Genomic DNA, 25355 nt, shown 5'->3' on the forward strand with positions numbered 1-25355 from the left:
AGAAAGAACGTGACCAGCGAAACGGGGAACAGTGGCATCCACATCGGTGGGAGTGTCACGGGCCAGATCCTGAACGGCGACAACTCATCCCAAAATGCCACACGAATCGCAGCCGAGGACCACACCGGATCCATCGTGCAGTTCACGGAACTGATGCTCGCCCTCATCCCCGAGCTGCACCTGCCGGCAGACCATGAGACCGGCGCTCGCGCGGCGCTGGACGTGATGCGCCAGGAGGCAGCCGAGGAGGCGTCGCCGACGAGGCTCCAGAGTGCGATGACCGCCCTGGTGACCTACTTGTCCCAAGCCGGCCTACCGGCCCTCACCGCCGCTTTCATGACCCTTGCCATGCACCTGGGCGCTGCGGGCCCCCGCTAGGAAGGGCGGAGGACGGCCTGCGCGCCCAGGCCCACGGCTTACGACTCGTCCGCTCAGAGGCCGTAGACCCGTGCGGCCGTGGCCTCGAAGATCTGGGCGTGTGCCGACTCCGGCGTCAACTCCCGCGTCGCGTCGACCACTTGTCCGTACGTCGCGCCCAGCACGGACACCGGCCAGTCCGAGCCGAACATCAGACGGTCGGGGCCGAAGGCGTCCAGGGCCACGTCCACGGAGGGCCGCAGGTCGGCGACGGTCCATGTCTCCGGGTCCGCCTCGGTGACCAGACCCGACACCTTGGCGACCACGTTGGGCAGGGCGGCCAGGGCGCGGAAGTCGGCGGCCCAGGCATCCAGGGCGCCGGACGCGATCGGCGGTTTGCCCAAGTGGTCGAGGACGAAGGTGAGTTCGGGGTGGGACGCGGCGGCCTTGGCACTGGCGGGGAGCTGGTGGGGCTGCACGATCAGGTCGTAGACCAGGCCCGCCGTCGCGAGCGCCGCCAGGCCGCGGTGGACGTCGGGGCGCAGCAGCCACTCCGGGTCGGGCTCGCCCTGGACCTGGTGGCGGATGCCCTTGAGGTACCGGCCGCCGGGGAGTTCGCGCAGCCGGGCCAGTTCGTCGGCCACGTCCGGGCGGGTGAGGTCGGTCCAGCCGACCACGCCGGCGACGAGGTCGTGCGCGTCCGCCAGGGCCAGGAACTCCGGGGTCTCCTCCGGCACGGTGATCGTCTGCACGAGGACCGTACGGTCGACCCCGGCCGCGCGGGCCTCGGGGACGAGGTCGGAGAGGCCGAAGTCCCGGCGCAGGGGACTGTGTTCGGGGATCCAGTCCTGGTCCCGGACGGACAGGTCCCAGATGTGGTGGTGGGCGTCGACGGTCATGGCAGCTCCCATACGACGGGCAGGCTCGCGTCCGTGCCCCCGTCGGAGTAGTCGTGGACCACGTCGAGGAGCTGGACCATCCGTGCCTGCCAGGCGACGTTGACGGGGAGTTCCTTCAGCGCGGCGAGGAGGCGGGCGTAGTCCTCGCACTCCAGGAGGTGGAAGAGGTCGGTGCCGCTGCGCCAGATGGTCCAGGAGGTGGCGCCGGCCTCGCGGATCGCGGCCGTGAGTTCCTTCGGGACCTCGCGGTGGGCGGCCTCGTACTCGGCGACGCGGTCCGCGCGGACCTTCGTGTGCAGGGCGACTCTCATGACGGCTCCTCGGCGCCGGGCTCGGAGGGCACCGGCGCGTCGGGCGGGATCAGGCCCTCCGCGCGCAGTTCCTCCCAGAACTTCCGCGGCACCGGCGCCGCGAACTGCTCGGCGCAGTCCCGCACTTCGGCCGCCGACCGCGCGCCGACCAGCACGCTCGCGACCACCGGATGCGCGGCGCAGAAGGCCAGGGCGGCAGCGCGCAGGGTGGTGCCGTGCTGCTCGGCGAGGGCCTTCAGGCGCAGGGCGCGGTCCAGCAACTCCTGTGGTGCGGCGGCGTAGTCGAAGGTCGCGCCCGGCTTCGGGTCGGCGAGCAGGCCGGAGTTGAAGGCGCCGCCGATGACGACGGACGTGCCGCGTTCCTGGGCCGCCGGGAGGAGGTCGGCGAGGGCCGCGTGGTCCAGGAGTGTGTAGCGGCCCGCGCACAGCACGACGTCGACGTCCGTGTCGCGGACGAAGCGGGTGAGCATCGGTGTCTGGTTCATGCCGGCGCCGATCGCCCGGACCACGCCTTCCGAGCGGAGCTTCTCCAGGGCCGGATAGCCCTCGCGGAAGGCCTCTTCGGCATGGTCGTCGGGGTCGTGGAGGTAGACGACGTCCACGTGGTCGAGCCCGAGGCGTTCGAGGCTGGACTCCAGGGTGCGGCGAACGCCGTCGGCGGTGAAGTCCCAGACGCGCCGGTGGGTCGCGGGGACGGCGAAGCCGTTGGCGAGGTCGTCGCCGGTCGCCTCCGGGGTCGGTTCCAGGCGGCGGCCGACCTTGGTGGAGATCGTGTACTCGGACCGCGGGAGCTCGCGCAGGGCCGCGCCGAGCCGGCGTTCGGACAGGCCGATGCCGTAGTGCGGGGCGGTGTCGAAGTAGCGGATGCCCTGCTGCCAGGCGGTGGCGACGGCGTCGTGGGCCTGGTCCTCGCCGAGTTCGGTGTAGAGGTTGCCGAGCGGGGCGGCGCCCAGGCCGAGGGGGCTGACCGGGACTCCGCTCCGGCCGAGGGTGCTCACTGGCCCGCCGGGCGCAGGCGCAGGCCCTGCATGCCGCCGTCCACGGCGAGCGAGGTGCCGGTGGTGGCGCCGGACAGGGGGCTGGCGAAGTAGGCGATGGCGCCCGCGACCTCGTCCGCCGAGACGAGCCGTCCGCTGGGCTGGCGGGCCTCCAGCGCGGCCCGTTCGGCGGCCGGGTCGGTGGCCGCGTCCAGCAGTCGGCCGACCCAAGGGGTGTCCGCCGTACCGGGGTTGACGCAGTTGACGCGGATGCCCTCGCGGAGGTGGTCGGCGGCCATGGCGAGGGTGAGGGAGTACACGGCACCCTTGGTCGCGCTGTACAGGGCGCGTTGGGGCAGGCCCGCCGTGGCCGCGATCGAGCAGGTGTTGACGACGGCCGCGTGCTGCGACTCCCGCAGGTGCGGCAGCGCGGCACGGGTCACACGGACCATGCCGACGACGTTGACGTCGAGGACGCGGTGCCACTCGGCGTCGTCGTTGTCCTCGACGGTGCCCTGTGCGCCGACACCGGCGTTGTTGATCACTACGTCGAGGCCGCCGAGTTCGGCGACCGCGGCGGCCACCGCCTCCCGTACCGAGGTGTCGTCGCTGACGTCGGCCCGGTAGCCCAGCAGCGGCTTCTCCACCGAGGAGGGGTCGAGGTCGAGGACGGCGACTTGTGCGCCGCGTGCGGCGAGGAGTTCGGCCGTCGCCCTGCCGATGCCGGAGGCGCCGCCGGTGACCAGGGCCTTCAGCCCGTCGAAGTCGGTCATGCCGCCCGTCCCTTCTTCTCGTCCAGGTCGGCGGCCCAGAAGGCGCCGCCGGGAAAGGTGTACCGCGCGATGGACTCCGGCCGCATGGCGGCCGAGAAGCCCGGCGCGCTGGGTGCCGTGTAGTGACCCTCTCTGATCACCACCGGTTCGAGGAAGTGCTCGTGCAGATGATCGACGTATTCGATCACCCGGTCCTCGACCGTGCCGGACACCGACACATAGTCGAACATCGAGAGGTGCTGGACGAGTTCGCACAGGCCGACGCCGCCGGCGTGCGGGCAGACCGGGACGCCGAACTTGGCGGCGAGCAGCAGGATCGCGAGGTTCTCGTTGACGCCGCCGACGCGGGCCGCGTCTATCTGGACGACGTCGAGGGCGCCGGCCTGGAGGAGCTGCTTGAAGACGATCCGGTTCTGGACGTGTTCGCCGGTGGCGACCTTGACGGGGGCGACGGCGGCGCGGATCGCCGCGTGGCCGAGGACGTCGTCGGGGCTGGTGGGTTCCTCGACCCAGTAGGGGTCGAACTCGGCGAGGGCCTTGGTCCAGCGGATCGCCTCGGCCACGTCCCAGCGCTGGTTGGCGTCGATGGCCACGCGGATGTCGGGGCCGACGACCTCGCGGGCGACCCGGCAGCGCCGTATGTCGTCCTCCAGGTCGGCGCCGACCTTCAGCTTGATCTGCTTGAAGCCGTCGGCGACCGCCGCGGCGGCGAGCCGGGTGAGCTTCTCGTCGCTGTAGCCGAGCCACCCCGGGGAGGTGGTGTAGGCGGGGAAGCCGCGGGCGAGCAGGTCGGCGGTGCGTTCGGCGGCGCCCGCCCGGCCCCGGCGCAGGATCTCCAGGGCTTCCTCGGGGGTGAGCGCGTCGGTGAGATAGCGGAAGTCGATCTGGCCGACCAGCCATTCGGGCTCGGCATCGGCGAGCAGGCGCCACAGCGGCTTGTCGGCGCGCTTGGCCGCGAGGTCCCACACGGCGTTGACGACCGCGCCGATCGCCATGTGCATCACGCCCTTCTCGGGCCCCAGCCACCGCAGTTGGCTGTCTCCGATCAGGTCCCGGTACAGCGCCCCCGGGTCGTCGCACACCTCGTCCACGGACCGGCCGACCACATGGTGGCGCAGCGCGTGGATCGCGGCGACCTGGACCTCGTTGCCCCGCCCGATGGTGAAGGTGAACCCGTGCCCCTCCGGCCCCTGCGCGCCGTCCGCCGCTTCCGTGCGCAGCACGACGTACGCGGCCGAGTAGTCGGGGTCCGGATTCATCGCGTCGGAGCCGTCGAGCTCACGCGAGGTCGGGAACCGGATGTCATAGGTGTCGACCGCGGTGATGCGGAACGAGGGGACGGGCGTCGCGGACACGTAGGGCCTTTCAGTCGGTGACGGGGAGCGAGGCACGGCCCTAGTCCTGGGCGCGGCCCGTCGTCAGTCGGGCGATCATGAGGGCGACCAGGATGATTCCGCCGTAGATGGCGTCGATCCAGAAGGACGGCACCTGGGCCAGGGTGAGCATGTTCTTCACGACACCCAGCAGGAGTACGCCGGTGAGGGCGCCGAACATCGTGCCCCGGCCGCCGTCCAGGCTGATGCCGCCGATGACGGCCGCCGCGAACACCGTGAAGATCATGTTCTGGCCCTGGTTGGCGCCGATCGCGCCGACGTAACCGGTGTACATGAGGCCGCCGAGGGAGGCGAGGACACCGGCGACGACGTACACGCCGAGCCGTACCCGGTCGACGCGGATACCGGCGGCGCGGGCCGCCTCCAGGTTGCCGCCGATCGCGTACAACGAGCGGCCCAGGCGGTGGTACTTGAGGAAGAACCCGGCGATGGCGAAGGCGATGGCGGCCACCCAGACCGACAGGGGGATGCGCAGGAAGGTGCTGGTGGCCAGCGAGAAGAACGAGTCGGGCATGCCGAAGAGCGTCTTGCCCTTGGTGGCGCCGACCAGGAGTCCGCGCAGGATGATCAGCATGGCGAGGGTGACGATGAACGCGTTGAGCTTCACCTTCACCACGAGGATGCCGTTGAAGGCGCCGATCACCGCGCCCACCAGGGGGATCGCCAACAGGGCGAGTCCGGCGGGGAGTTCGGTGCCCCAGCCGGCGTTCGCGGCGGGCAGCACCAGGAGTGCGGCGACCGCCGGCGCGATGCCGACGACCGACTCCAGGGACAGGTCGAACTTGCCGGTGATGAGCACCAGCGACTCGGCCAGCACCACCATCGCGAGCGCCGCGGACGAGGCCAGGATGGAGATCAGGTTGGCTTCGGTGAAGAAGGAGTCGTTGAGCACCGCGCCGAGCAGCAGGAGCACCAGCAGCGCGGGGACGAGGGCGAGTTCACGGGCCCGTCGGACGAGCACCGCCCTCGCCGATCGGGTGTCGGGGATGCTCACCGGCTTCACCGGCGGAGCCTTGGTGTCAGCCATGGTCCACTCCTTCGATGGAGGCGATCAGCTCGTGGTCGCGCCAGCCCGCCGCGTACTCGGCGACGACGCGGCCGTGGAAGAGGACGAGGACGCGGTCGCAGCGCCGCAGGTCGTCGAGTTCGTCGGAGACGACGAGCACGGCGGTGCCGTCCTCGCGGGCGGTGTCCACGCGGGCGAGCAGCGACTCCTTGGACTTCACGTCCACGCCCGCGGTGGGGTTGATGAGGACCAGCAGCCGGGGTTCGGAGGCGAGGGCGCGGGCCATGACGACCTTCTGCGCGTTGCCGCCGGACAGGTCGGAGACGGGCTGTTCGGGGCCCTCGGCGTGGATGTCGAGGCGCTCGATCAGCTCGGTGGCGAAGTCGCGTTTGCGGTCGGTGCCGACGAAGCCGAAGCGGCCGAGCCGTTCCAGGACGCTCATGGTGGCGTTGTCGCCGATGGTCATGCCGGCCACCAGGCCCTGTTCGTGCCGGTCGCGGGGTACGCAGCCGACTCCGGCCCGCAGCGCGGACTGCACGTCGCCGAACGGGAGGGGTCTGCCGTCGAGTTGAGCGGTGCCCGCCGCCGGTGCGTACAACCCGGCGAAGGACTCGGCGAGTTCGATCTTGCCGCTGCCGCTGGATCCCGCGAGCCCGACGACCTCACCGCGGCGGACGGTCAGGTCGATGTCCTGGTAGGCGTCCGCGGTGAGCCCGCGGGCGTCGAGGAGGACCGGCGCGCTGTCGTCGACGATCTTCTCCTGCAGCGCCTGTTCGGCGATCGTCTCCAGGCTCTCCCCCGCCATCGCCTCCACCAGGGCCGCCCTCGGCAGGTCCGCGACGGGGGCCGTGGTGATCCAGCGGGCGTCGCGCAGCACGGTGACGGTCTGGCAGACCTCGTAGACCTCCTGGAGGTGGTGGGAGATGAACAGGAAGGTGACGCCCGAGTCCTGGAGTCCGCGCATGCGGCCGAAGAGCCGCTCGATCTCGCGGTTGTCGAGCTGGGCGGTGGGTTCGTCGAGGATGATGAAGCGGGCGCCGAAGCTCAACGCCCGGGCGATCTCCACCATTTGGCGGTCCTCGACCTTGAGGTCGGCGGTGCGCGCCTCCGGGTCGACGTGCACGTCCCAGGTGTCGAGGAGTTCGGTCGCCTCGGTGCGCAGCCGGCGCCAGCTGATGAACCCTCGGCTCAGCGGCTGACGGTTGATGAAGAGGTTCTCCGCCACGGTCAACTCGGGGACGACCGTGGGGTGTTGGTAGACGCAGGCCACCTTGCGGCGCCAGGCGTCGCGGTCGGCGAGCGCGGGTGCGGGCTCGCCGTCGAAGCGGACCGTGCCCTCGTCGGCCGCCTGGAGTCCGGTCAGGACCTGGACCAAGGTCGACTTGCCGGCGCCGTTGCGGCCGACGAGGGCGTGGGACTCGCCGGCCAGCACGGTGAGCCGGCCGTCCGCGAGGGCGGTGGTGGGGCCGTAGCGCTTGACGACGCCGACGGCCTCCACCAGAGGCGTGATCACGGCCGTGCTCATTTGACCGTGTTCCCCCACAGCTTGGGGTCGTCCACGTTGTCCTTCGTCACCAGCGGCGCGGGCAGCTGGTCCTCCAGGATGCCGCTGGGCAGCTTGACGATGGTCGAGTCGTGGTCGGTGGGACCGGGCTTGAAGGTCTTCCCGGCCATCGCGGCCTTGATGTAGTACATGCCGTACTTGGCGTAGGCGTCGGCGGGCTGCGAGACCGTCGCGTCGATCTGGCCCTTGCGGATGGCGTCGAACTCCTGCGGGATGCCGTCGTTGGAGACGATGGTGATGTGGCCCGCCGTACCGGCCGTCTTCAACAGGCCCTTGGACTTGAGGGTCTGCAGGGTTGGCGCCAGGTAGACACCGCCGGCCTGCATGTAGATGCCCTTGATGTCGGGGTTGGCGTTGAGGAGGGTGTCCAGCTTGGAGGCCGCGGTGTCGGACTCCCACTTCGCCGGGATCTCCAGGACCTTGAGCTTGGGGTACTTCGTCTTCACGCAGTCCCGGAAGGCCTCGGAGCGGTCCCGGCCGTTGACCGAGGCCAGGTCGCCCATGATCTGCACGACCTTGCCGCTGGTGATGTGCTGGCCCAGGTACTCGCAGGCCTTCTCGCCGTACGCCACGTTGTTCGCGCGCACCACCATCGCGACCTTGCCCTTGTCGGGCGCCACGTCGACCGCGACCACGGGCACGCCCTTGCGGTCGGCCTGGTCGAGTCCGGCCTCGATCGCGGCACTGTCCAGCGGGGCCACGACCAGGCCCTTCACGCCCTGGTTGAGCTGGTTGTTGATGTCGGTGATCTGCTGGGCCGGGTCACTGTTGGAGTTGACCGTCTTCAGCGCGTCGACACCCTCGGACTTGGCCATCTTCGGCACGTAGTCGTTGTACGACTGCCAGAACGGCGAGGTCAGCAGCGGCAGGATCACCCCGACCTTGCCGGTTCCCCCGCCGCCTCCCGCGCTGCCGGAGCCGCCGGTGTCCTTGGTGCTGCCGCACGCGGTGAGCGCGAGCGACACACTCGCCGCCGCGGCCACCGCGCCGAGCATTCTGAACCTGGTGCGCTTCCCCACTGTCCTGCCGGGCATCTGGCGGCTCCTCGTTGAGCTGTGTTCGAGCGGATGACCGCATACTTATCAGACCACTCTGCCGAAAGAACACCCTCCAGCGGCAGATTTTCCTTGATTCAGGCCATAGTGGTCCTACCACTGTGCCGGTTAGACTTCGGCGCACCCGGTGACTGGAGGAACGGCGTGGACGAGACGGCTCCGCAGAAGGGCACCGTGACCCAGCGCGCGATCGAGCAGGTCAAGGGCATGATCGGCGAGGGTCGCCTGGAGCCCGGCCAACGGCTGCCCACCGAGCGCGACCTCGCGGTCCAGCTCGGCATCTCCCGCAGCTCGATGCGCGAGGCGATCCGCGCGCTGACGGTGCTGGGCGTGCTGGAGGCCCGGCACGGCTCCGGGATCTACGTCACCCAGCTGGAGGCCGGCGATCTCCTGGAGACCTTCGGCGTGGTCGCCGACCTGTCCCGGGGCCCGCAACTGGTGGAACTGCTCGAAGTACGCCGCGTCCTGGAGTCGACGGCGACCGCGCTGGCGGCGGCCCGGATCACGCCGGACCAGCTCGCCGAGGTGGAGAAGCACCTCACCGCGATGAACGCCACCGACGATCCCGAGGAGATCCTCGCCCACGACCTCGCCTTCCACCGCGAGATCGCGACGGCGGCCGGCAACGACACCATGGCCGCCATCCTGGAGGGCCTGTCCTCACGGACCTTCCGAGCCCGGGTCTGGCGCGGCTACCAGGAGGAGGGCGCCTTCGAGCGCACCAGACGGGAGCACGCGGCGATCCACCGGGCACTGGTGGCCCACGACCCGGAGGCGGCGCGCGCGGCGGCGGCCGCGCACGTGGGCGAGGTGGAGCAGTGGCTGCGGACGCAGCTCAGTGAGCAGGGCCTGTCCGGCGGATCAGCGCCCCAGGCGCGGGGCGAGGACTGACCGGGCGAGGGACGAGTGGTCCCTGGGCGTTGAACAGGGACGGGCGAGCGCCTCAGCACCCGCCCGTCTCCATCCCGACCTGATGCGTCAGGCCCGCTTGAACCTCAGCGTCACCAACTCGAACGGCCGCAGCCGCAAAGCGACCTGATTGCCCGTCACTTCGGGCGCGGGCGCCTCTTCCTCGGCGAGCGGTCGCTCCAGCAGGTCCGTCGCCGCCACCGACGCCACCTCGAACCCGGCCGTGAGCGTCGCGCGCGCCCGTCCGCCGTGGGCCTCGTGGAAGCGGACGACCACGTCACCGCTCCCGTCGTCCGCGAGCTTGACCGCCGTCACCACGACCGCGTCCCGGTCGACGGCGACCAGCGGCGCGACCTCGCCCGCACCCTCGAGTCGCCGCTCCGGCACATTGATCCGCCAGCCCTCGCGCACTGCGTCCCCGATGCCCGCGCCCGGCACCAGCGCGTGCCGGAAGCGGTGGACGCCCTGGTCGGTCTCGGGGTCCGGGAAGCGCGGGGCGCGCAGCAGGGAGACACGGACGGTGGTGGTCGTGCCCCGGTCGCCGTCCGTCCGGACCGTGCGGGTCACGTCGTGTCCGTACGTCGAGTCGTTGACGACGGCCACGCCCCAGCCCGGCTCCTCCAGATGGACGAAGCGGTGGTTGCAGGCCTCGAACTTGGCCGCCTCCCATGAGGTGTTGGTGTGGGTGGGCCGGTGGAAGTGCCCGAACTGCGTCTCCGACGCGTACCGTTCGGCGTGCACGTCGAGCGGGAAGGCGAGCTTGAGGAACTTCTCCGTCTCGTGCCAGTCCACCTCGGTGTCCACCAGCAGCCGCCGCTCCCCCGGCGCCAGGGACAGCACCTGGGTGACGCGGGAGGCTCCGAAGGTACGGGTGACACGCACCCCGTTCCCTTCCGGCACGACCTCGTCCGCGTCGGTGAGGTCCGTGACGGTGTTGCGGTAGAACTCGTCCACGTCCCAGGCGTCCCACATGTTCGGGAAGTCCGCGTGGAGTTGGAGCAGGTTGGCCGCCCGACCCGGTGCGACGGACTCGCGGTCCGCCTCGATGTCGTAGGCCGATACGACCAGGCCCTGGCCGTCGATCTCGATCCGCAGTCGGCCGTTGTCCAGGACGTGTCCGCCGCCCTCGCGCGCGGTGACCGCCGTCTCGCCGTCGGCCGCCGCCTCTCCCGCGCCGCCGGCCGAGATGCCCGCGCGGGTGTGCGGTGCCGCGTTGAAGACGAGGGGTGTCGTGCCCTCGCCGGCCAGGGCGCGCTGGGCCGCGTCGATGATCGCGGTCAGCTCCTCGGCGAGCCGCGCGTACGTCCGCCGTGCTTCCCGGTGGACCCAGGCGATCGACGAGCCGGGCAGGATGTCGTGGAACTGGTGCAGCAGGACCGTCTTCCAGATGCGGTCCAACTCCTCGTACGGATACGGGAATCCGGTCCGTACGGCCGCCGTCGCCGCCCACAGTTCGGCCTCGCGCAGGAGGTGTTCGCTGCGGCGGTTGCCCTGCTTGGTCTGCGCCTGGCTGGTGAGGGTGGCGCGGTGCAGTTCGAGGTAGAGCTCGCCGACCCAGACCGGCGGCTCGGGGTACTCGGCCTCGGCCTTCTCGAAGAACTCCCGCGGGGTCTCCCAGACGACGGTCGCCGAGCCTTCCAGGTCCCGGAGCCGGGCCGCCTTCGCGACCATCTCGCGGGTGGTGCCACCGCCGCCGTCGCCCCAGCCGGTGGGGGCGAGGGAGTGCCGGGCGACGCCCTTGTCCTTGAAGTTGGTCGCCGCGTGGGCGATCTCGCTGCCCTTCATGGAGCAGTTGTAGGTGTCGACGGGCGGGAAGTGCGTGAAGATCCGGGTGCCGTCGATGCCCTCCCAACGGAAGGTGTGGTGCGGGAACTTGTTGGTCTGCGACCACGAGATCTTCTGCGTCAGCAGCCACTTGGAGCCCGCGGCCTTGATGATCTGCGGCAGACCAGCGGCGAAGCCGAAGGTGTCCGGCAGCCAGGCCTCGTCGTTCTCGACACCGAACTCGTCGATGAAGAACCGCTTGCCGTGCACGAACTGACGGGCCATCGCCTCCGAGCCCGGCATGTTGGTGTCCGACTCCACCCACATACCGCCGGCCGGCACGAACCGCCCGTCCGCCACGGCCTTCTTCACCTTCGCCCACACCTCGGGCCGGTGTTCCTTCACCCACGCCCACTGCTGCGCCTGCGACATGGCGAAGACGAACTCGGGCTCGTCCTCCAGGAGGGCGGTCATGTTCGAGGTCGTACGGGCCACCTTGCGGACCGTCTCGCGCAGCGGCCACAGCCACGCCGAGTCGATGTGCGCATGGCCGACAGCGCTGATGCGGTGGGCGGAGGGAACGGCCGGGGCGGCGAGAACCTCGGTGAGGCGCGAACGGGCGCGCTCCGCCGACCCGTTGACGTCCTGGAGGTCGATGGCGTCCAGCGCCCGCTCCACCGCGCGCAGGATGTCCCAGCGGCGGGCCGACTCCACGGGCAGCTCGGCCATCAGCTCGCCGAGCACCTCCAGGTCCAGCACGAGCTGCCACACTGTCTCGTCGAAGACCGCGAGGTCCATGCGGGTGAGCTTGTACTGCGGTTCGTCGCCGGCCGTCTCCTTGTCGCCCAACTGCGTGGGCAGGAAGGGGTGGTAGTCGAGGATGACGGGGTTGGAGGCGGCCTCGACGTGCAGGACGACCTCCTCGCCGCCCTCGACGAGCGCGCCGACGCGCACCCACTGGTTGCGCGGGTTGAGGCCCTTCACCGGGGTGCCGTCGGGCCGGTAGACCAGGCCCTCGCACTGGAAGCCGGGCATGTTCTCGTCGAAGCCGAGGTCCAGGATCGCCTCGACGGTCTTGCCGGCCCACGCCTGCGGGACCGTCCCGGAGACGCGGAACCAGCTGGTCCCCCAAGGAGCACCCCACCGGGCGCCCACCTCGATCGGCTCGGGCTCGGCCGCGAGCCCTTCGGCGACCGGCACGGGCTCGCCGGGCGCGTTCCACACCGCCACTTCCAGCGGGACGGACTCCGGGTATACGGCGGGGCGGACGCGCTCGTCGAGGACGCGCTTGAGGCGGGCTTCGACCAGGTTGCGGTCGTCATGCATGCGGGGTGCTCCAAGACTGGGTGGACGATTACCGGTGGTGAGCGACGGCTACCAGGTGTGAGTCACGGTGACGGGAGCCGACGCGGTATACAGCTCCCCCACCGCGCTCAGCTCGAACCGTGCGGCCTGCTCACCCTGCTCGGCCCTGAGCCCGGCGACGAAGTACGCGAGCTGGGCGGTGCCGCCGAGGAAGCGGCGGGTGCCGTCGGGCAGGAGGCGGTGGAGCTCGTAGTGGCGTACGGCGCCCGGGGCGGCGCTCCAGCCGAAGCGCAGGTCGCCGCCGGTGGCCGCGGTGATGTCGAAGCCGGCCGGGGCGTCAGGGGTGTCGGGCGTGTCGTGGACGGCGAGACCACCGAGCCGCCACCGCACCGAGGCGCCGGCCACGGTCCCGGTGAGCCGCACGCCGATCGCGTACACGGTCCCGGAGAGCCCCGTGAGCGGGACGGTCACCGTCTGCCACCCGTTGACCGAGTTCACAGGCGAAGCCGCGTCCACCGGCAGATATGTGTACGGCGGTGTCGCCCCCGGTGAACCGGCCTCCGCGGTCGCCACCGCCAGCTCGACGTTCACATCCCCGGCGTCGGCCTTGTACGTCAGCTCGACAACCGTGTTCCCACCGATCGGCAGCCGGGTCGCGTACACCTCCAGGTCCGTCGGCGCGTCCAGCGCACCGGCGACCAGCACACTGCTTCCACCGCGCCACGCGTCCGCGAAGTCAAAGGTCACGGCGGGCCGCTGCCCGGAGGTGTGCACCGCCCAGCGTCTCGACGGCAGCCGGTCCTGCACCCCGAGGTGGTTCCACGCCGTGTCCGATGTGACCGCCCCGTCCTCGTACCACCGCAGCCCGTGCCCGGTGTTGAACACGCTCGCGAACGGCAGCGCGCCGACCGTCGACCGGTCGGCGACCGACACGGCCGGCGCCCGCCAGGGGTCGGTGGTGTCCGGCCGCGAGGGATCGAGGGACCGCCCGGTCCAGAACCGGTCGTCGGAGGCGTGGAAGTCGCCCGGAGTCCGGCTCGCGGGGAGGTGGTTGCGGGTCCACTCGGGCCGGTAGAGGCCGATCGACGTGACGTGCGCCTTGGTGGTCGGCACGATCGCGTCCCAACTCACCGATGAATTGGAGCCGTTGGACTCGACGTCCACGCCCGCCCACAGCTCGTACCGGCTGCGCCCCAGATCCACGGCCTTCTGCCCCGACGAGGCGAGCGTGCTCGTGCTCCACCGGAAGTCGACGAACATGTCGTCCGCGGCCTGGAAGAAGGCCTGGTTCTGCGTGTTGAGGGCGCCCTGCCAGCTCACCGTGCCGTTCACGGTCATCGAGTCGTACCAGGTCACCCGCTGCCCCTGGGCCACCGCGAGGGCCTTCAACTCCTTGACGAAGCCGAGCATGTCGGTGCCGAGGGCGGTGTTGCCGCCGCTGGTCTCGGCGTTCACGAACCACCCGTCGAAGCCGTACGCGGCGGCGACGGCCACGAGTTGGGCGGCGAGCGGGTAGTGCCCGGTCGCGTCCTTCTGCACCAGGTCGCGGGTCCACTGGAGTTGGCCGCCGTACGCGGTGGGCGGCAGGAAGATGTTGCCGAGCACGGGCACGCCGTGCCGGTGGGCGGCGTCCACGATCGGCGCGTTCGGGGCGAGGATGAGCCCCTCCCCCGACGAGCCGCCCCAGAACACCAGCTCGTCCATGTACGCCCAGTGGGTGAGGGCGTAGTAGTCGGCGGTGGCCGCGCCCTGGGACGGGTTGCTGGAGGTCGGTCCGAAGGAGACCAAGGACTGGACGCGGGCCTGTTCCGAGCGGGCGGTCGTGTTCGCCTGGGTCGGGGTGAAGCGGGTCGCGAGCGGCACGGACGCCGCGTTGAAGGCGAGGTCCGCGTCACCGGCGGCCGTCCACGCCTTCAGGCTGCGCCAGGTGATGCCCGTGCCGGGGGTGCCCGAGGGGAACGAGTCCGGGTACCAGTATGAGGCGTACGGCGGGGTCGCCGCGGCGGCCTCGGCCTTCGGGGTCGCGGCGAAGGCGGGTGCCGACGGCAGCAGGGCGGCTGCCGCGCCGGCGATCAGGACGGTGCGTCTGGTGGGGTTCACGAGCTGGTGTCTCCTGGTGGGGTGGGGAGTACCTGTTCGGGACGGACGACTTCGGTGATGCCACGCGCGGCGAGATGATCCTTGTCGTCCGCGCGCGTGTCCAGGACGGTCGTGGGCCGGACGCCGTCGGCGGTCAGCCGGAAGAAGGCGTCGTAGACCGGGCCGCCGGGCGCGCAGAGCGAGCGGACGGCCGGGTCGGCGGGGACCGTGAGTGCGGTGGTGCGGGGTGCGGGGGTGTGCGGTCCGGAGGCGGACGCCGAGGCATGGCCGCGGACGCGGGCGGCCGCGTCCGCCAGCACCCGCGCCGTGTCCTTCGGCTTGCGGTCATTGGTCAACAGCCCCAGCCCGTATTCGAGTTCGGGGAAGTCGGCGAGATCGCGGGACACGTCGTGGGAGCACCACCACGTGATGCCCCACAGGTCGGGGCAGTCGAGCGCGTTCGTGACGGTCGCCTCGGTGAAGGCGGCGGCGTGCTCGGCCGGGATCAGGGGTGCGGGGGCGCCGACCTCCTGGAGCCAGACGGGCCGGTGGGGATCATCGGCCCAGGCCTTGCTCAACTCGACGAGGTACGCGGCATGGTGTTCGCTCGGCACGGAGGTACGGCCGTGCCGTTGGGCGGTGCCGTTGAAGACCCAGGAGTGCACGGCCGTCACGGCGCCGTGCCGGGCGGCCTGGCCCGGGGTGAACGGCATGTCGTCCTGGTACCAGGTGGCGTCGTACTCGGCGTGCAGGTGCAGCTTGCCGGGGGCGCCCTGTTCGCAGGCGGCGAGCATGCGCGTGAGCCACGCGTCGATCTCGTCGGACGTCGCCCGGTCGGGGTCGGGATGCGGGCCCGCCGAGAACTGGTTGACCTCGTTGCCGAGGGTCATCCCGATGAAGTTGGACCGGCCGGCGAGGGCGGCGGCGAGGGTGCGCAGGTAGGCGGCCTGGCCGTCGAGGACGTCGGGGTCGGTGAAGAGGTTGCGCCGGTGCCAGGTCCGGGTCCAGGCGGGCAGGTAGTCGAAGCTGCTCAAATGGCCTTGCAGACCGTCCACGTTGACGTCGAGGCCGCGTTTGGCGGCGGCGTCGACGAGCTGGACGAGCTGCTCGACGGCGCGGGGGCGGATCAGGGTGCGGTTCGGCTGGAAGTACGGCCACAGCGGGAAGACGCGGATGTGGTCGAGGCCCAGTGCGGCGATGGAGTCGAGGTCGGCCCGTACGGAGTCGAGGTCGAAGTCGAGCCAGTGGTGGAACCACCCTTCGCTGGGGGTGTAGTTGACGCCGAAGCGCACGGCAGCAGACATGCGGAGGTCCTTGTGCTCAGGGGAGGTTCAGCCCTTGACCGCGCCTTCGCCGACCCCGCGGAAGAAGTACCGCTGGAGACAGGCGAAGAGGGCGATCAGCGGTGCCACGGCGATGACCGTGCCCGCCGCGACGAGCCGTTCGTCGTTGGCGAAGGTGCCGTGCAGGTAGTTGAGTCCGATGGTGAGCGTGAACTTGTCGGGGTCGCTCAGCACGATGAGCGGCCACAGGAAGTCGTCCCAGGCGCCCATGAAGGCGAAGATCGCGACGACCGCGAGGGTGCCCTTCACCGACGGCACCGCGATCCGCAGGAACCGCTGCCAGACGTTGGCGCCGTCCATGTAGGCGGCCTCCTCTATCTCGTAGGGGAGGTTGAGGAAGGCGTTGCGCATCAGCAGCACGTTCATCGAGGCGATGCAGGCGGGCAGGACGACGCCGATCAGGGTGTTGTTGAGGTCGAGCTCCCGCATGGTCGTGAACTGGGCGATGATGATGCTCTCGGCCGGCACGAGCATGGCCAGGATGAAGACGAGGGTGGCCACCCGCCGGCCCCGGTAGCGCAGTCGGGCCAGGGCGTAGCCGGCGAGGGCCGAACCGACGCAGTTGGTCACGACGTTGGCGGTGGCGACCTTCAGCGAGTTGAAGGCGTAGTCCCAGACCGGGATGGTGTCGGCGACCCGGCTGTAGTTGTGCAGGGTGGGGTGGCCGGGGAGGAAGCTCGGCGGGGAGCTGTAGATGTCCTCGGTGGGGCCCTTGAGCGAGGTGGACAGCTGCCACAGGAACGGGCCGACGGTCAGGGCGAGCACGGCGAGCAACAGCAGGTAGCGCAGGGCCAGTTCCCACACCCGGATGCGGCGGCCGTGCTCGTCGGTGACCCGGGGTTCGCGGGCGGTGGCCTGCTTCCGGTCGGGCCGCACCTTCTCCAGGACGCTCATGACTCGTCCTTCCGGTCGGCCCGCAGGACGAGCAGCATCAGGACGACGGTGATGACGAAGACGACCACCGAGATGGCGGAGGCGTAGCCGACCCGGCCGGTCAGGCCGGTGCCGGTGCGCTGGACGAGCATGACGAGGGTGGTGTCCTCGCCGGCCGGTCCGCCGCTGGGGCCCGCCATCAGGTAGACCTCGGAGAACACCTTGAAGGCGGCAACCGAGGAGAGCGCGCCGACCAGGACCATGGTGGAGCGGACGGCGGGCACGGTGACGGTGACGAAGCGGCGGATCGCCCCGGCGCCGTCGACCGCGGCCGCCTCGTGCAGCTCGCGCGGCACGTTCGCCAGCGCGGCCAGATAAATGATCATGTAGTAGCCGAGGCCTTTCCAGACCGTGACCGCCATCGCGCTCACCAGGAGCAGCCACTGGTCACTGAGGAAGCCGACCCGGCCGACCCCGATGGTCTCCAACAGCGAGTTGATCAGGCCGCGTTCGTCCAGCAGCCACACCCAGATCAGGCCGACCACGACGATCGAGGCGACGACCGGGGTGTAGAAGGCGGACCGGAAGAAGGTGATGCCGGGGATGTTCTTCTGCACCAGCATCGCGAGCAGCAGGGGCAGGATCACGAGCGCGGGCACGACCCCGAGGATGTAGAGCGTGCTGTTGCGCAGGCCGATCCAGAACATGTCGTCGTGCCACAGCTCGCGGAAGTTGGCGAGCCCCACGAACTTGCCGGGGATCAGGGTGCGGCGGTCGGTGAAGGAGTTGATCACCGTGGAGACGAACGGGTACAGGACGAACACGCCGGTGATCAGCAGCCCTGGTGCGGCGAACAGCCAGGGGCTGCTGGGCAGTTGACGCCGTACGCGCCGTACCGGCCGCTCGCCCGGCACCCGGGATCCGCGCCGCATCCGGGACTCGGTGGGAACAGTGGAACTCGCCATGTCGGGTCAGCCCTGCTGCTTGAGGAGCGTGTCGCACGCCTTGACAGCGTTGTCGAGGGCGTCCTTGGGGCTCTCCTTGCCCTGCAGCGCCTTGGCCACCTCGTTGCGCAGGGCGGTCTTCATCTGGTCGCTGAACAGCACGGGCGTGTAATTGACCGCGTTCTTCAGCGACTTGGCGGCGGCGATCCGGACGCGGGTCTCGTCGGTGCCGTCCTCCTTGGTGAAGTACGGGTCGTCGAGGGAGCCGGCGGTGCTCGGGAAGATGGCGACCTTCTTGGCGAACGACATCTGGTGCGTGGCATCGGTGACCCAGTGCGCGAAGGCGATCGCGGCGGGCTTCTTCTTGGTCTGCGCGTTGACCATCAGGCCCATCACGTACATGTTGACGTGGCCGGTGCTGGTGATCTGGTCCGTGATGCCGATGTTCTTGTACAGGTTCGGCGCCTGCTTCTTGAAGTTGCCGAGGTCCAGGGCGCTGCCGGGGTTCATGGCGACGGCCCCGGTGAGGAACTTCTTGCCGGACGACTCGGGGGTCGCGGTCAGCGCCTGCGGGTCGAGCGCCTTGGCGTCGTACAACTCCTTGTACTTGGTGAGGAGTTCGACGCCCTTCGCGTCGTTGAAGGCGAAGCCGTCGCCCGCCTTGTTCATCAGCTCGACGCCGTAGCGGCCGAAGTCCTCGACGGTGGGCACGTTGGCGAGGGTGGCGACCTTCCCGTCGCTCTTCTTCGCCAACTCCAGGGCGTCGGTGAAGAGTTCGTCGTACGTCTTCGGCGGCTGGTCGGGGTCGAGCCCGGCCTCCTTGAAGAGGGACTTGTTGTAGAAGAGCGGCCCGGTGTTGAGGTACCAGGGGAAGGCGTAGGTGCCGGTCATGCCCGGTATCTGGTGGCTGGCCCAGGCCCCGTCCAGATACTCCTTCTTGTACTTCGCGGCGCTCTTGTCCAGGTCGAGCGCGAAGCCGGCCTTGGCGAGCGGGGCGACGAGGTCCGGGGAGACGTTCACGACGTCGGGCAGGGTGCCACCGGCCGCGTCGGCGCTGATCTTGTCGGGGTAGCCCTCGGCGGGCTGGTCGACCCACTTCACGTGGGTGCCCGGGTACTGCTTCTCGAAGTCGGCGATCACGCCCTCGAAGTACGACTTGAAGTTCGCGCGCAGGTTCCAGGTCTGGAAGGTGATGTTGCCTTCCACCTTGCCGGAGGCGTCGGAGGAACCGCCGTCGTCGCTCCCGGAACCGCAGGCGCTCAGCGGCATGACGAGGGCGGCTACGGCGGTAGCGGCGAGGGCTCTGCGGGATATGGGCACGGTGACACGGCTCCCTTGGCGGCGTCGGCGGCTGGGACGCCATGGACCTTGCCCGGGGCTCCCGAGGAAAGTCAATGGATTCGGCACAGCTAAAGAAATCTGTTCATCATTAGTGCAGGTCAGACGTCCATGGTTGGCCTCTTGCCACTTCCGACTAATGCGCTTTAGGGTGATCGCACTCAAGCGCATTAGCTGTGCTGTGTCGCATCGTGTTGAATCGTGAGAAATGGGGATCCCCATGCCGGCGAAGCGGTCCCCGGCGCGCCGTCCGACCATGAAGGACATCGCGCGGCGCGCCGGCGTCTCCGAGAGCGCGGTGTCCTTCGCGCTCAACGACCGTCCCGGAGTCTCGGAGGTCACCCGCGACCGGGTGCGCCGGGTCGCCGAGCAGTTGGGCTGGCGGCCCAGCACGGCGGCTCGCGCGCTGTCCGGCGAGGGCGCGGCCACGGTCGGCTTCGTGCTGGCCCGGCCCGCGCACACGTTGGGCGTGGACTCCTTCTTCCTCCAACTCGTCTCGGGCATCCAGGAAGTGCTGGCGGAGCGTCATCTCGGCCTGCTCTTCCAGGTGGTCGAGGACGTCGAGGACGAATGCGCGGTCTACCGGCGCTGGTGGGCCGAGCACCGCGTGGACGGCGTACTCGTCGTGGATCCGCGCACCGACGACCCGCGCCCCGACCTGCTCGACGAACTCGGCCTGCCCGCCGTGGTGATCGGCGGCGCACCCGACGAGCGCCACCCCGGTCTGTCGACGGTGTGGGCGGACGACGCGGCCGCGATGGCCGCGGTCGTGGACGGTCTGTACGCGCTCGGCCACCGCCGGATCGTGCACATCGCGGGTCTCGCGGGCCTGGCCCACACCGAGCGCCGGGTCCGCACCCTGCGCGCGGAGGCCGCCCGGCGCGGCCTGACCGGCGTGCAGTCGGTGACCACCGACTACTCCGACGCGGAGGGCGCGGCCGTCACCCGCCGTGTCCTGGAGGACCCCGCTCCGCCGACCGCCCTGATCTACGACAACGACGTGATGGCCGTCGCCGGAGTGGCCGCGGCCACCGAACTCGGCTTCGCCGTACCGGCGGACGTCTCGGTGGTCGCCTGGGAGGACTCGGCGCTGTGCCGCATGGTCAAGCCCTGGCTGTCCGCCCTGTCCCGCGACAGCGTCGAGTTCGGACGCACCGCGGCACGGGAGTTGACCGCGCTGCTGGACGGAGGACCGGCGCGGGCGGAGCGGGTGCCGGTGCCTCGGTTGATCGTGCGGGACAGCACGGGAGCGGCGCGCGGCCTGGACGGTACGGGGGCGGCTGCACGCGGCCTGGACTGAACGCGCCGAGGGCCCGCGAGGACGGCCCCGGCACCTCTCAGGTCGTCCCGGCGGGGCGCGCGTCCGCGTCCAGGGCCGCCAGACGGTCCCGTACCTCGGCGGTGCGGGGGGAGTTGAGCGCGGTGTAGAGATCGAGGGCGTGTCGCCAGTGCTCACGGGCGCGGTCGTGAGCGCCCGTCTCCTGGTGGACCCCGGCCATCCCGATGTGGGCGCGGGCCTGTTCCTCCTGGTCCTCGATCTCCTGCGCGACGGTCAGCGCCTCGGTGTGCGCCGCGAGCGCCTCGGCCGGCTGGTCCATGCCGTGCAGGGCTTCGCCCAGGCCGTTGAGGGCGCCCACCTCGCCGTAGCGTTCGCCGATTCTGCGGAACAGGGCGAGGGCCTTGCGCTGGTGGTCGGCGGCGGTCTCGTACCGGTCGAGCCGGGCGTAGGTCTCGCCGAGGTTGGAGAGCGCGTGCGCCTCCCCGGAGCGGTGGCCGAGACCGCGGAACGCGGTCAGGATCCGCTGGAAGGTGTCGGCCGCCGCGGTGTGGTCGCCGAGCCGGTTCTGCACGATGCCGAGGTTGCCGAGCGCGGAGGCCTCTCCGAAGACGTGCCCGGCCTCCTGGTACAGCGCCAGGGCCTGCCGGTGGTTGTCCGCGGCTGCCTCGTACTCGTGGAGGAGCTCGTGGATGATGCCCAGGTTGTTCAACGCGTCCGCCTGACCGCCCGGATCGCCGGTCTGCCGGAACAGCGTGACGGCCTGGCCGTGGCAGTCCAGTGCCTGACGGTACTGACCCCGCAGTTCGTGGAGCACTCCCTGGTTGGTCAGATTGCGCGCCTCTCCGGTGCGGTTGCCGATCCGCCGGTAGAGGGCGAGCGCCTGCTGATGGTGGGTCGCCGCCGCCTCGTACCGCGCGAGTCGCCGCTGGATGACGCCCAGGCAGGTCAGCACGTCGGCCTCGCCCTCGATGTCGTTCGCCTCCCGGGCCGCGCGGCCGGCGTGGGCGTAGACGACCAAGGCGTCGGCGAAGTGCCCGCCGCTCTCGAAGTAGCGGTGCAGAACAGTGGCCGTGCGGGTGGCGTGCACCGCCCGGCCGCGAGCGGCCGCCTCGGCGCAGACGGTCACCAGGACCCGCTGCTCGGTGTCCAGCCACTGCCGCGCCTGCGCGGCGTCCGTCAGGTGCGGCAGGGCGCCGCTCCGCGCGGTGACGCGGGGGCGCAGCCGGCGTTCGGCCGGATGCAGGAGGTCCATCGCGGCCGCCGCGCCGGCGAGGTAGTGGTCGAAGAGACGGTCGAGCGCCAGGTCCCGGTCGTGCTCGGTGTCCTGGGTCTCGGCCTGCCAGGCGGCGTAGACGCGCAACAGGTCGTGCATGCCGTAGCGGCCGGGGCGCATCGGCTGGATCAGGTGGGCGCGGGTGAGCACCGCGACCGTGCGCCGGGCGTCGTGGAGGGAGACGCCGGCGAGGGCGGCGGTCGCGCGGGTGTCGAAGTCGGGGCCGGGGTGCAGGCCCAGCAGCCGGAAGGCGGTCGCGGCGTCGGCGGGGAGCCGTTGGTAGGACCAGGAGAACACGGCCCGTACGGCTGCCCGGGGGTCCCCGCCGACGTCCAGCAGGTCCAGCCGCTTGCGGTGGTCGGTGAGCTCCTCGCTCAACTCGGCCAACGGCACTTCCGGTTCGGAGAGCGCCAGTTCGGCCGCCACGCGAAGAGCCAGCGGCAGGCGCCCGCACTGCTCCGACAGCGCAGCCGCGGCCTCGGGTTCGGCGTCGACCCGTCCGCCTACGAGGGTGCGCAGCAGGCCGATGGCGTCCGCGGGCGGCAGCAGGTCGAGGACGAGCCGGTGCGCGCCGTGCACGGCCACGAGGCCGGCCAGTGAGTCCCGGCTGGTCACCAGCACCTTGCAGGTGGAGGTGCCCGGCAGCAGCGGGCGTACCTGTTCGGCCGACGAGGCGTTGTCCAGGACGATCAGCAGGCGTCGGCCGGACAGCTCGGTCCGGTAGCGTGCCGCGCGGTCCTCCGGCTCCTGCGGGATGTCCCGGCCGGGCACCCCGAGCGCGGCGAGGAACCCGGAGAGTGCCTCCGCCGCGGACACCGGCTCCTTCACGTCGAAGCCGCGCAGGTTCACGTAGAGCTGCCCGTCGGGGAACTCCTCCCGCGTCCGGTGGGCCCAGCGGACCGCGAGGGCGGTCTTGCCCACTCCCGCGGTGCCGGAGACAGCGGAGATCACGACCGCGGTGGCGGGCTGTCGGCCCTCGCCGCCGGCGACCAAATGCGCGGACAGTTCGGCCAGTTGCTCGGCTCGACCGGTGAACGCCGGTACGTCGGCGGGAAGTTGAGCCGGTACGGGCCTGGCGGGCGCTGTCGCCGCGGCGGGCGGCGCGGTCTCGCGCCGCGGTGGTTCGCCGGTGCTGCGGAGCACGGAGTCGTGGACGGCCCGCAGTTCGGCGCCGGGTTCGGAGCCGAGTTCCTCCATCAGCCGCCGCCGGGCCAGGGTGTAGCACTCCAGTGCCTCGGCGTTCCTGCCGGACGCGGCCAGGGCCCGGACGAGCTCGGCCGCGAGAGGTTCCACGAGGGGATACTCGGCGGTGAGGCCACGCATCCGACCGACCACCTCCAGCGGGTGTCCGGTCCTCGTCTCGGTCCGGGCCCAGGCGATGGCCGCGTCGAGGCGCTCCTGGCCCAGGGCCGTGCGCATCCGCTCCGCCCACGTTCCGGCCAGGCCCGCCAGGGGGATTCCGCGCCACAGGTCGAGCGCCTCGCCCAGCAGTTCACTGCGGTCGTTGTCGTCCCGGTGCGCGTCGCGTGCCCGCGCCACGAGTCTGCGGAAGCGCAGCAGGTCGACCCGTTCCCCCTGCGCCTCCAGGACGTATCCCCCGGTCACCTTGAGCAGGCGCAGCGGCGGCCGGTCCTCGCACCCCTCCGCCCGTGCCGCCTCCTCCAGTAGTCGCCGGATCCGGCTCACGTGGGGGTAGAGCGCGGCGCGTGCCCCGCTGGGCGGCGTGTCGTCCCAGATCCGGTCCACCAGCGACTCCATCGTCACCGGACGCCCCGCGTCGGCACCGAGCGCGGCCAGTACCGCGCGCTGCCTGGGCTGCCCCAGGTCGAGCCGGCGGCCCGCGGCCCATAACTCCAGCGGCCCCAGCAGTCGAAGATCCATAGGCGCATCCCCCGGCAGGTCAAACAGTCACGTCCGGTCACCGACGCACCACAAGGATTCCACAAGAACCCCACAACAACCCGGTGCGAGCGTGGAGTTGTCCCGGGCGGCGCCCCGGACCGGCGAAGGAGGGGGAAGGCCATGCTCCGGACAGTCGAAGCGGCCCGGAAGCCGAGCAGGCTGCCGGGCCACGGCAGGCGGAGCGGCCGACTCCAGGGCGTGACGGCTCTGCTGTGTGCGGGGCTGCTGACCGGCTGCACGGCGGGGGCGGCTGCGACAGGGGAGCAGCCGCCCCCGGCCTCCGCAGGGGTCCAACACTCCGCGGATCTCGGCCTGTTGCTGCCGCTGGACGCCTATCGGGCGGCCCCTGGCGAGCAGTTCCGCATCGACCGCGCGTACGCGACGCTGTTCCAGCGGTGCATGAAGCGGTTCGGGTGGTCCGTCCGCGCCACGAGCGCGACGGGGTCGCGGTTCCTGGCGGAGCCGAACCGGGACAGGTACATGCTCACCGACGCGCGAGCCGCTTCGACGCGCGGCTACCACCCGCCGCAGAAGGAGCTGGACGCGGCGCGCAAGGCGGCCGCGAGCGAGTCCGGGCACCAGAGCACCGCTTATCTGACGGCCGCGAGCGGCAAGGGCGCGGCGTGGGTGAAGGGCCGGGCGGTGCCGCCGGGCGGCTGTTCGGGCCAGGCGGCGAACCGGCTGACCACCGCCGAGGAGCGGGAGGCCCAGCAGCTCGTGGAGAACCTGCGGGGCTGGAGCTGGTCGCGTTCGCAGCGCGACAGCCGCGTGACCGGCGTCTTCGACGCCTGGGCGGCGTGCATGACGAAGGCGGGTTTCCACTACCGGACGCCCATGGGCGCCAACGACGACCCGGCGTTCGCCGGGGACCGGCCCACCGCACGGGAGATCTCCACCGCGGTGGCCGACGTCCGCTGCAAGAAGGAGACCGGTGTCGTCCGCGTCTGGGCGGACACCGAGGCCGCCTACCAGAACCAGGCGATCGAGGAGAACCGGCCGGCGCTGGAGAAGGCCAGGAAGGCGGTCGGGAGGCAGCTTTCTGCGGCCGCCGAGGTGCTGGGGGAAGGACAGGACGGCTGACCGTCCCGCGCGACCCCGGCATGCGCAGTACCCACCCAGTGCACTACAGAGGAGCAATCCATGAAACGACTTCTGTCCGTCGCGGCCGTGGCCTTCGTGCTCGCCGGGGGCGCGGTGACCGCCATGGCCGTCCCCGCGTCGGCGGCGTGCACCGACCGGGTGTGCGTCTACGAGCGCACGGGCGGCGGCGGCACGGCCGCGGGGTTCACCACCGCCGACAACAACTTCTCCAACAACCGCTTCGTCGACGGCACCAACGTCAACGACCGTATCTCCTCGATGAGTTGCACCACCACACGGCGGCCGATCTTCTACACGGACTCCTACTGGCGCGGCCAGGGACAGCGGGTGTTCTGCGACGGCCGGCCGGAGAACGCGGTCTGGGACAACCAGTTCAGCTCCTTCTACTACGCGATCGACTGATCAGGGAGAGACACGATGAAACACCTCCGCAGCGCCGCGGTGCTGTTGCTCAGCGTCGGCCTGGGTGCCGTCGCGACCATGCCGGCGCAGGCCGCGGACGTCTGCACGGACTCCGTCTGCGTGTGGGACGGGACCGGACTCAGCGGTGCGATCGCCGGGTTCACCACCGCGGACAACAACTTCGCCAACAACCGTTTCCAGGGCAGCAGCACCACCGTGAACGACCACATCTCCTCGATCGAGAACCACAACGGGAGTTCGGCGCGCTTCTACACCAACTCCTACTGGCGCGGTAACACCCAGGACGTCCCGGGCGGTTACTGGGCGAACGCGCGGTACGACAACGCGTACAGTTCGTTCCGCTACCTCATCTGAAAGGCCTGACCGTGATGCTCGGCATGGTTGTCTGGGATGTCTCCTCTCGCGCTTCGACGCGAGGGCGGTAGCGACCGACTGCCTCGACGCCCACGCCTGTCCACCGGACGGACGTGGGCTCGGCCTGCTCCT

The 25355-nt window shown here is 70.9% G+C and carries 21 protein-coding genes; 6 read left to right on the forward strand and 15 right to left on the reverse strand.

From position 1 onward, the window contains the following. The first annotated feature begins 9 nt into the window (after positions 1-9). Positions 10-378, forward strand: a complete 369-nt coding sequence (locus ACIP6U_RS02060) for a hypothetical protein (RefSeq protein ID WP_401711534.1) — start codon at positions 10-12, stop codon at positions 376-378. A 53-nt stretch (positions 379-431) separates the two neighbouring features. On the opposite strand, the gene ACIP6U_RS02065 is transcribed toward ACIP6U_RS02060, so the two are convergent. Genes ACIP6U_RS02065 through ACIP6U_RS02100 form a run of 8 tightly spaced genes read right to left on the reverse strand, consistent with a single transcriptional unit; the run spans position 432 to position 8315 of the window. Then, the gene (locus ACIP6U_RS02065; RefSeq protein WP_401711537.1) at positions 432-1256 is read right to left on the reverse strand and encodes an amidohydrolase family protein; all 825 of its coding nucleotides are present in this window, start codon (positions 1254-1256) and stop codon (positions 432-434) included. Next, positions 1253-1567, reverse strand: coding sequence for an L-rhamnose mutarotase (locus tag ACIP6U_RS02070; RefSeq protein WP_401711540.1), 315 nt, complete (start codon positions 1565-1567; stop codon positions 1253-1255). Before ACIP6U_RS02070 ends, ACIP6U_RS02065 begins: the two co-directional genes overlap by 4 nt. Then, a complete protein-coding gene (locus ACIP6U_RS02075; protein ID WP_401711542.1) occupies positions 1564-2565 on the reverse strand; it encodes an aldo/keto reductase in 1002 nt (333 codons plus the stop codon). The genes ACIP6U_RS02070 and ACIP6U_RS02075 overlap by 4 nt, the downstream gene beginning before the upstream one ends. Next, positions 2562-3317, reverse strand: a complete 756-nt coding sequence (locus ACIP6U_RS02080; protein WP_401711545.1) for an SDR family NAD(P)-dependent oxidoreductase — start codon at positions 3315-3317, stop codon at positions 2562-2564. Before ACIP6U_RS02080 ends, ACIP6U_RS02075 begins: the two co-directional genes overlap by 4 nt. Continuing rightward, positions 3314-4672, reverse strand: coding sequence for an L-fuconate dehydratase (locus ACIP6U_RS02085; RefSeq protein ID WP_401711548.1), 1359 nt, complete (start codon positions 4670-4672; stop codon positions 3314-3316). Before ACIP6U_RS02085 ends, ACIP6U_RS02080 begins: the two co-directional genes overlap by 4 nt. A gap of 40 nt (positions 4673-4712) precedes the next feature. Beyond that, positions 4713-5738, reverse strand: coding sequence for an ABC transporter permease (locus tag ACIP6U_RS02090; protein ID WP_401711551.1), 1026 nt, complete (start codon positions 5736-5738; stop codon positions 4713-4715). Then, positions 5731-7242, reverse strand: a complete 1512-nt coding sequence (locus tag ACIP6U_RS02095; RefSeq protein ID WP_401711554.1) for a sugar ABC transporter ATP-binding protein — start codon at positions 7240-7242, stop codon at positions 5731-5733. Before ACIP6U_RS02095 ends, ACIP6U_RS02090 begins: the two co-directional genes overlap by 8 nt. Continuing rightward, positions 7239-8315, reverse strand: coding sequence for a sugar ABC transporter substrate-binding protein (locus ACIP6U_RS02100; RefSeq protein ID WP_401711557.1), 1077 nt, complete (start codon positions 8313-8315; stop codon positions 7239-7241). Before ACIP6U_RS02100 ends, ACIP6U_RS02095 begins: the two co-directional genes overlap by 4 nt. A gap of 165 nt (positions 8316-8480) precedes the next feature. On the opposite strand from ACIP6U_RS02100, the gene ACIP6U_RS02105 reads away from it, so the two are divergent. Then, positions 8481-9227: a FadR/GntR family transcriptional regulator gene (locus tag ACIP6U_RS02105; RefSeq protein ID WP_401711560.1), complete on the forward strand. Its 747-nt coding sequence runs from the start codon at positions 8481-8483 to the stop codon at positions 9225-9227. 87 nt (positions 9228-9314) lie between these two features. On the opposite strand, the gene ACIP6U_RS02110 is transcribed toward ACIP6U_RS02105, so the two are convergent. Genes ACIP6U_RS02110 through ACIP6U_RS02135 form a run of 6 tightly spaced genes read right to left on the reverse strand, consistent with a single transcriptional unit; the run spans position 9315 to position 18873 of the window. Further along, positions 9315-12335, reverse strand: a complete 3021-nt coding sequence (locus ACIP6U_RS02110) for an alpha-mannosidase (protein ID WP_401711563.1) — start codon at positions 12333-12335, stop codon at positions 9315-9317. Positions 12336-12383: 48 nt separating this feature from the next. After that, positions 12384-14414, reverse strand: coding sequence for an endo-beta-N-acetylglucosaminidase (locus ACIP6U_RS02115; RefSeq protein WP_401711566.1), 2031 nt, complete (start codon positions 14412-14414; stop codon positions 12384-12386). Then, a complete protein-coding gene (locus ACIP6U_RS02120; RefSeq protein WP_401711569.1) occupies positions 14411-15697 on the reverse strand; it encodes a glycosyl hydrolase in 1287 nt (428 codons plus the stop codon). The genes ACIP6U_RS02115 and ACIP6U_RS02120 overlap by 4 nt, the downstream gene beginning before the upstream one ends. A 27-nt stretch (positions 15698-15724) precedes the next feature. Continuing rightward, positions 15725-16630 carry a carbohydrate ABC transporter permease gene (locus tag ACIP6U_RS02125; protein ID WP_401711572.1) on the reverse strand — a complete coding sequence of 302 codons (906 nt, stop codon included), beginning with the start codon at positions 16628-16630 and terminating at the stop codon, positions 15725-15727. Beyond that, positions 16627-17541 (reverse strand): carbohydrate ABC transporter permease, encoded by a 915-nt coding sequence (locus tag ACIP6U_RS02130; protein ID WP_401712880.1) that lies wholly within the window; start codon positions 17539-17541, stop codon positions 16627-16629. The genes ACIP6U_RS02125 and ACIP6U_RS02130 overlap by 4 nt, the downstream gene beginning before the upstream one ends. Positions 17542-17580: 39 nt before the next feature. Further along, positions 17581-18873, reverse strand: a complete 1293-nt coding sequence (locus tag ACIP6U_RS02135; protein WP_401711576.1) for an ABC transporter substrate-binding protein — start codon at positions 18871-18873, stop codon at positions 17581-17583. A gap of 238 nt (positions 18874-19111) precedes the next feature. Between ACIP6U_RS02135 and ACIP6U_RS02140 the strand changes: the two genes are divergently transcribed. Next, positions 19112-20191 (forward strand): LacI family DNA-binding transcriptional regulator, encoded by a 1080-nt coding sequence (locus ACIP6U_RS02140; protein WP_401711578.1) that lies wholly within the window; start codon positions 19112-19114, stop codon positions 20189-20191. A gap of 37 nt (positions 20192-20228) precedes the next feature. Here the strand turns inward: ACIP6U_RS02140 and ACIP6U_RS02145 are convergent, their stop codons facing one another. Further along, complete coding sequence (locus tag ACIP6U_RS02145) at positions 20229-23324, reverse strand: AfsR/SARP family transcriptional regulator (protein ID WP_401711581.1); 3096 nt, start codon at positions 23322-23324, stop codon at positions 20229-20231. A 141-nt stretch (positions 23325-23465) separates the two neighbouring features. On the opposite strand from ACIP6U_RS02145, the gene ACIP6U_RS02150 reads away from it, so the two are divergent. Genes ACIP6U_RS02150 through ACIP6U_RS02160 form a run of 3 tightly spaced genes read left to right on the forward strand, consistent with a single transcriptional unit; the run spans position 23466 to position 25223 of the window. After that, positions 23466-24425, forward strand: coding sequence for a hypothetical protein (locus ACIP6U_RS02150; protein WP_401711584.1), 960 nt, complete (start codon positions 23466-23468; stop codon positions 24423-24425). A gap of 60 nt (positions 24426-24485) precedes the next feature. Continuing rightward, positions 24486-24848 carry a peptidase inhibitor family I36 protein gene (locus ACIP6U_RS02155; RefSeq protein ID WP_401711586.1) on the forward strand — a complete coding sequence of 121 codons (363 nt, stop codon included), beginning with the start codon at positions 24486-24488 and terminating at the stop codon, positions 24846-24848. A 15-nt stretch (positions 24849-24863) separates the two neighbouring features. Further along, the gene (locus ACIP6U_RS02160; RefSeq protein WP_401711589.1) at positions 24864-25223 is read left to right on the forward strand and encodes a peptidase inhibitor family I36 protein; all 360 of its coding nucleotides are present in this window, start codon (positions 24864-24866) and stop codon (positions 25221-25223) included. Positions 25224-25355 lie beyond the last annotated feature (132 nt).

Origin of the sequence: Streptomyces sp. NPDC088794, from assembly GCF_044750545.1 — a bacterium.
Taxonomy (GTDB): domain Bacteria; phylum Actinomycetota; class Actinomycetes; order Streptomycetales; family Streptomycetaceae; genus Streptomyces.

Excerpts from the sequence above, each read along its gene's own strand:
- ACIP6U_RS02065 (WP_401711537.1), bottom strand. The coding sequence starts at position 1,256 with ATGACCGTCGACGCCCACCACCACATCTGGGACCTGTCCGTCCGGGAC.
- ACIP6U_RS02070 (WP_401711540.1), bottom strand. The coding sequence starts at position 1,567 with ATGAGAGTCGCCCTGCACACGAAGGTCCGCGCGGACCGCGTCGCCGAG.
- ACIP6U_RS02080 (WP_401711545.1), bottom strand. The coding sequence starts at position 3,317 with ATGACCGACTTCGACGGGCTGAAGGCCCTGGTCACCGGCGGCGCCTCC.
- ACIP6U_RS02090 (WP_401711551.1), bottom strand. The coding sequence starts at position 5,738 with ATGGCTGACACCAAGGCTCCGCCGGTGAAGCCGGTGAGCATCCCCGAC.
- ACIP6U_RS02095 (WP_401711554.1), bottom strand. The coding sequence starts at position 7,242 with ATGAGCACGGCCGTGATCACGCCTCTGGTGGAGGCCGTCGGCGTCGTC.
- ACIP6U_RS02100 (WP_401711557.1), bottom strand. The coding sequence starts at position 8,315 with ATGCCCGGCAGGACAGTGGGGAAGCGCACCAGGTTCAGAATGCTCGGC.
- ACIP6U_RS02110 (WP_401711563.1), bottom strand. The coding sequence starts at position 12,335 with ATGCATGACGACCGCAACCTGGTCGAAGCCCGCCTCAAGCGCGTCCTC.
- ACIP6U_RS02120 (WP_401711569.1), bottom strand. The coding sequence starts at position 15,697 with ATGTCTGCTGCCGTGCGCTTCGGCGTCAACTACACCCCCAGCGAAGGG.
- ACIP6U_RS02125 (WP_401711572.1), bottom strand. The coding sequence starts at position 16,630 with ATGAGCGTCCTGGAGAAGGTGCGGCCCGACCGGAAGCAGGCCACCGCC.
- ACIP6U_RS02130 (WP_401712880.1), bottom strand. The coding sequence starts at position 17,541 with ATGCGGCGCGGATCCCGGGTGCCGGGCGAGCGGCCGGTACGGCGCGTA.
- ACIP6U_RS02140 (WP_401711578.1), top strand. The coding sequence starts at position 19,112 with ATGCCGGCGAAGCGGTCCCCGGCGCGCCGTCCGACCATGAAGGACATC.
- ACIP6U_RS02145 (WP_401711581.1), bottom strand. The coding sequence starts at position 23,324 with ATGGATCTTCGACTGCTGGGGCCGCTGGAGTTATGGGCCGCGGGCCGC.
- ACIP6U_RS02150 (WP_401711584.1), top strand. The coding sequence starts at position 23,466 with ATGCTCCGGACAGTCGAAGCGGCCCGGAAGCCGAGCAGGCTGCCGGGC.
- ACIP6U_RS02155 (WP_401711586.1), top strand. The coding sequence starts at position 24,486 with ATGAAACGACTTCTGTCCGTCGCGGCCGTGGCCTTCGTGCTCGCCGGG.
- ACIP6U_RS02160 (WP_401711589.1), top strand. The coding sequence starts at position 24,864 with ATGAAACACCTCCGCAGCGCCGCGGTGCTGTTGCTCAGCGTCGGCCTG.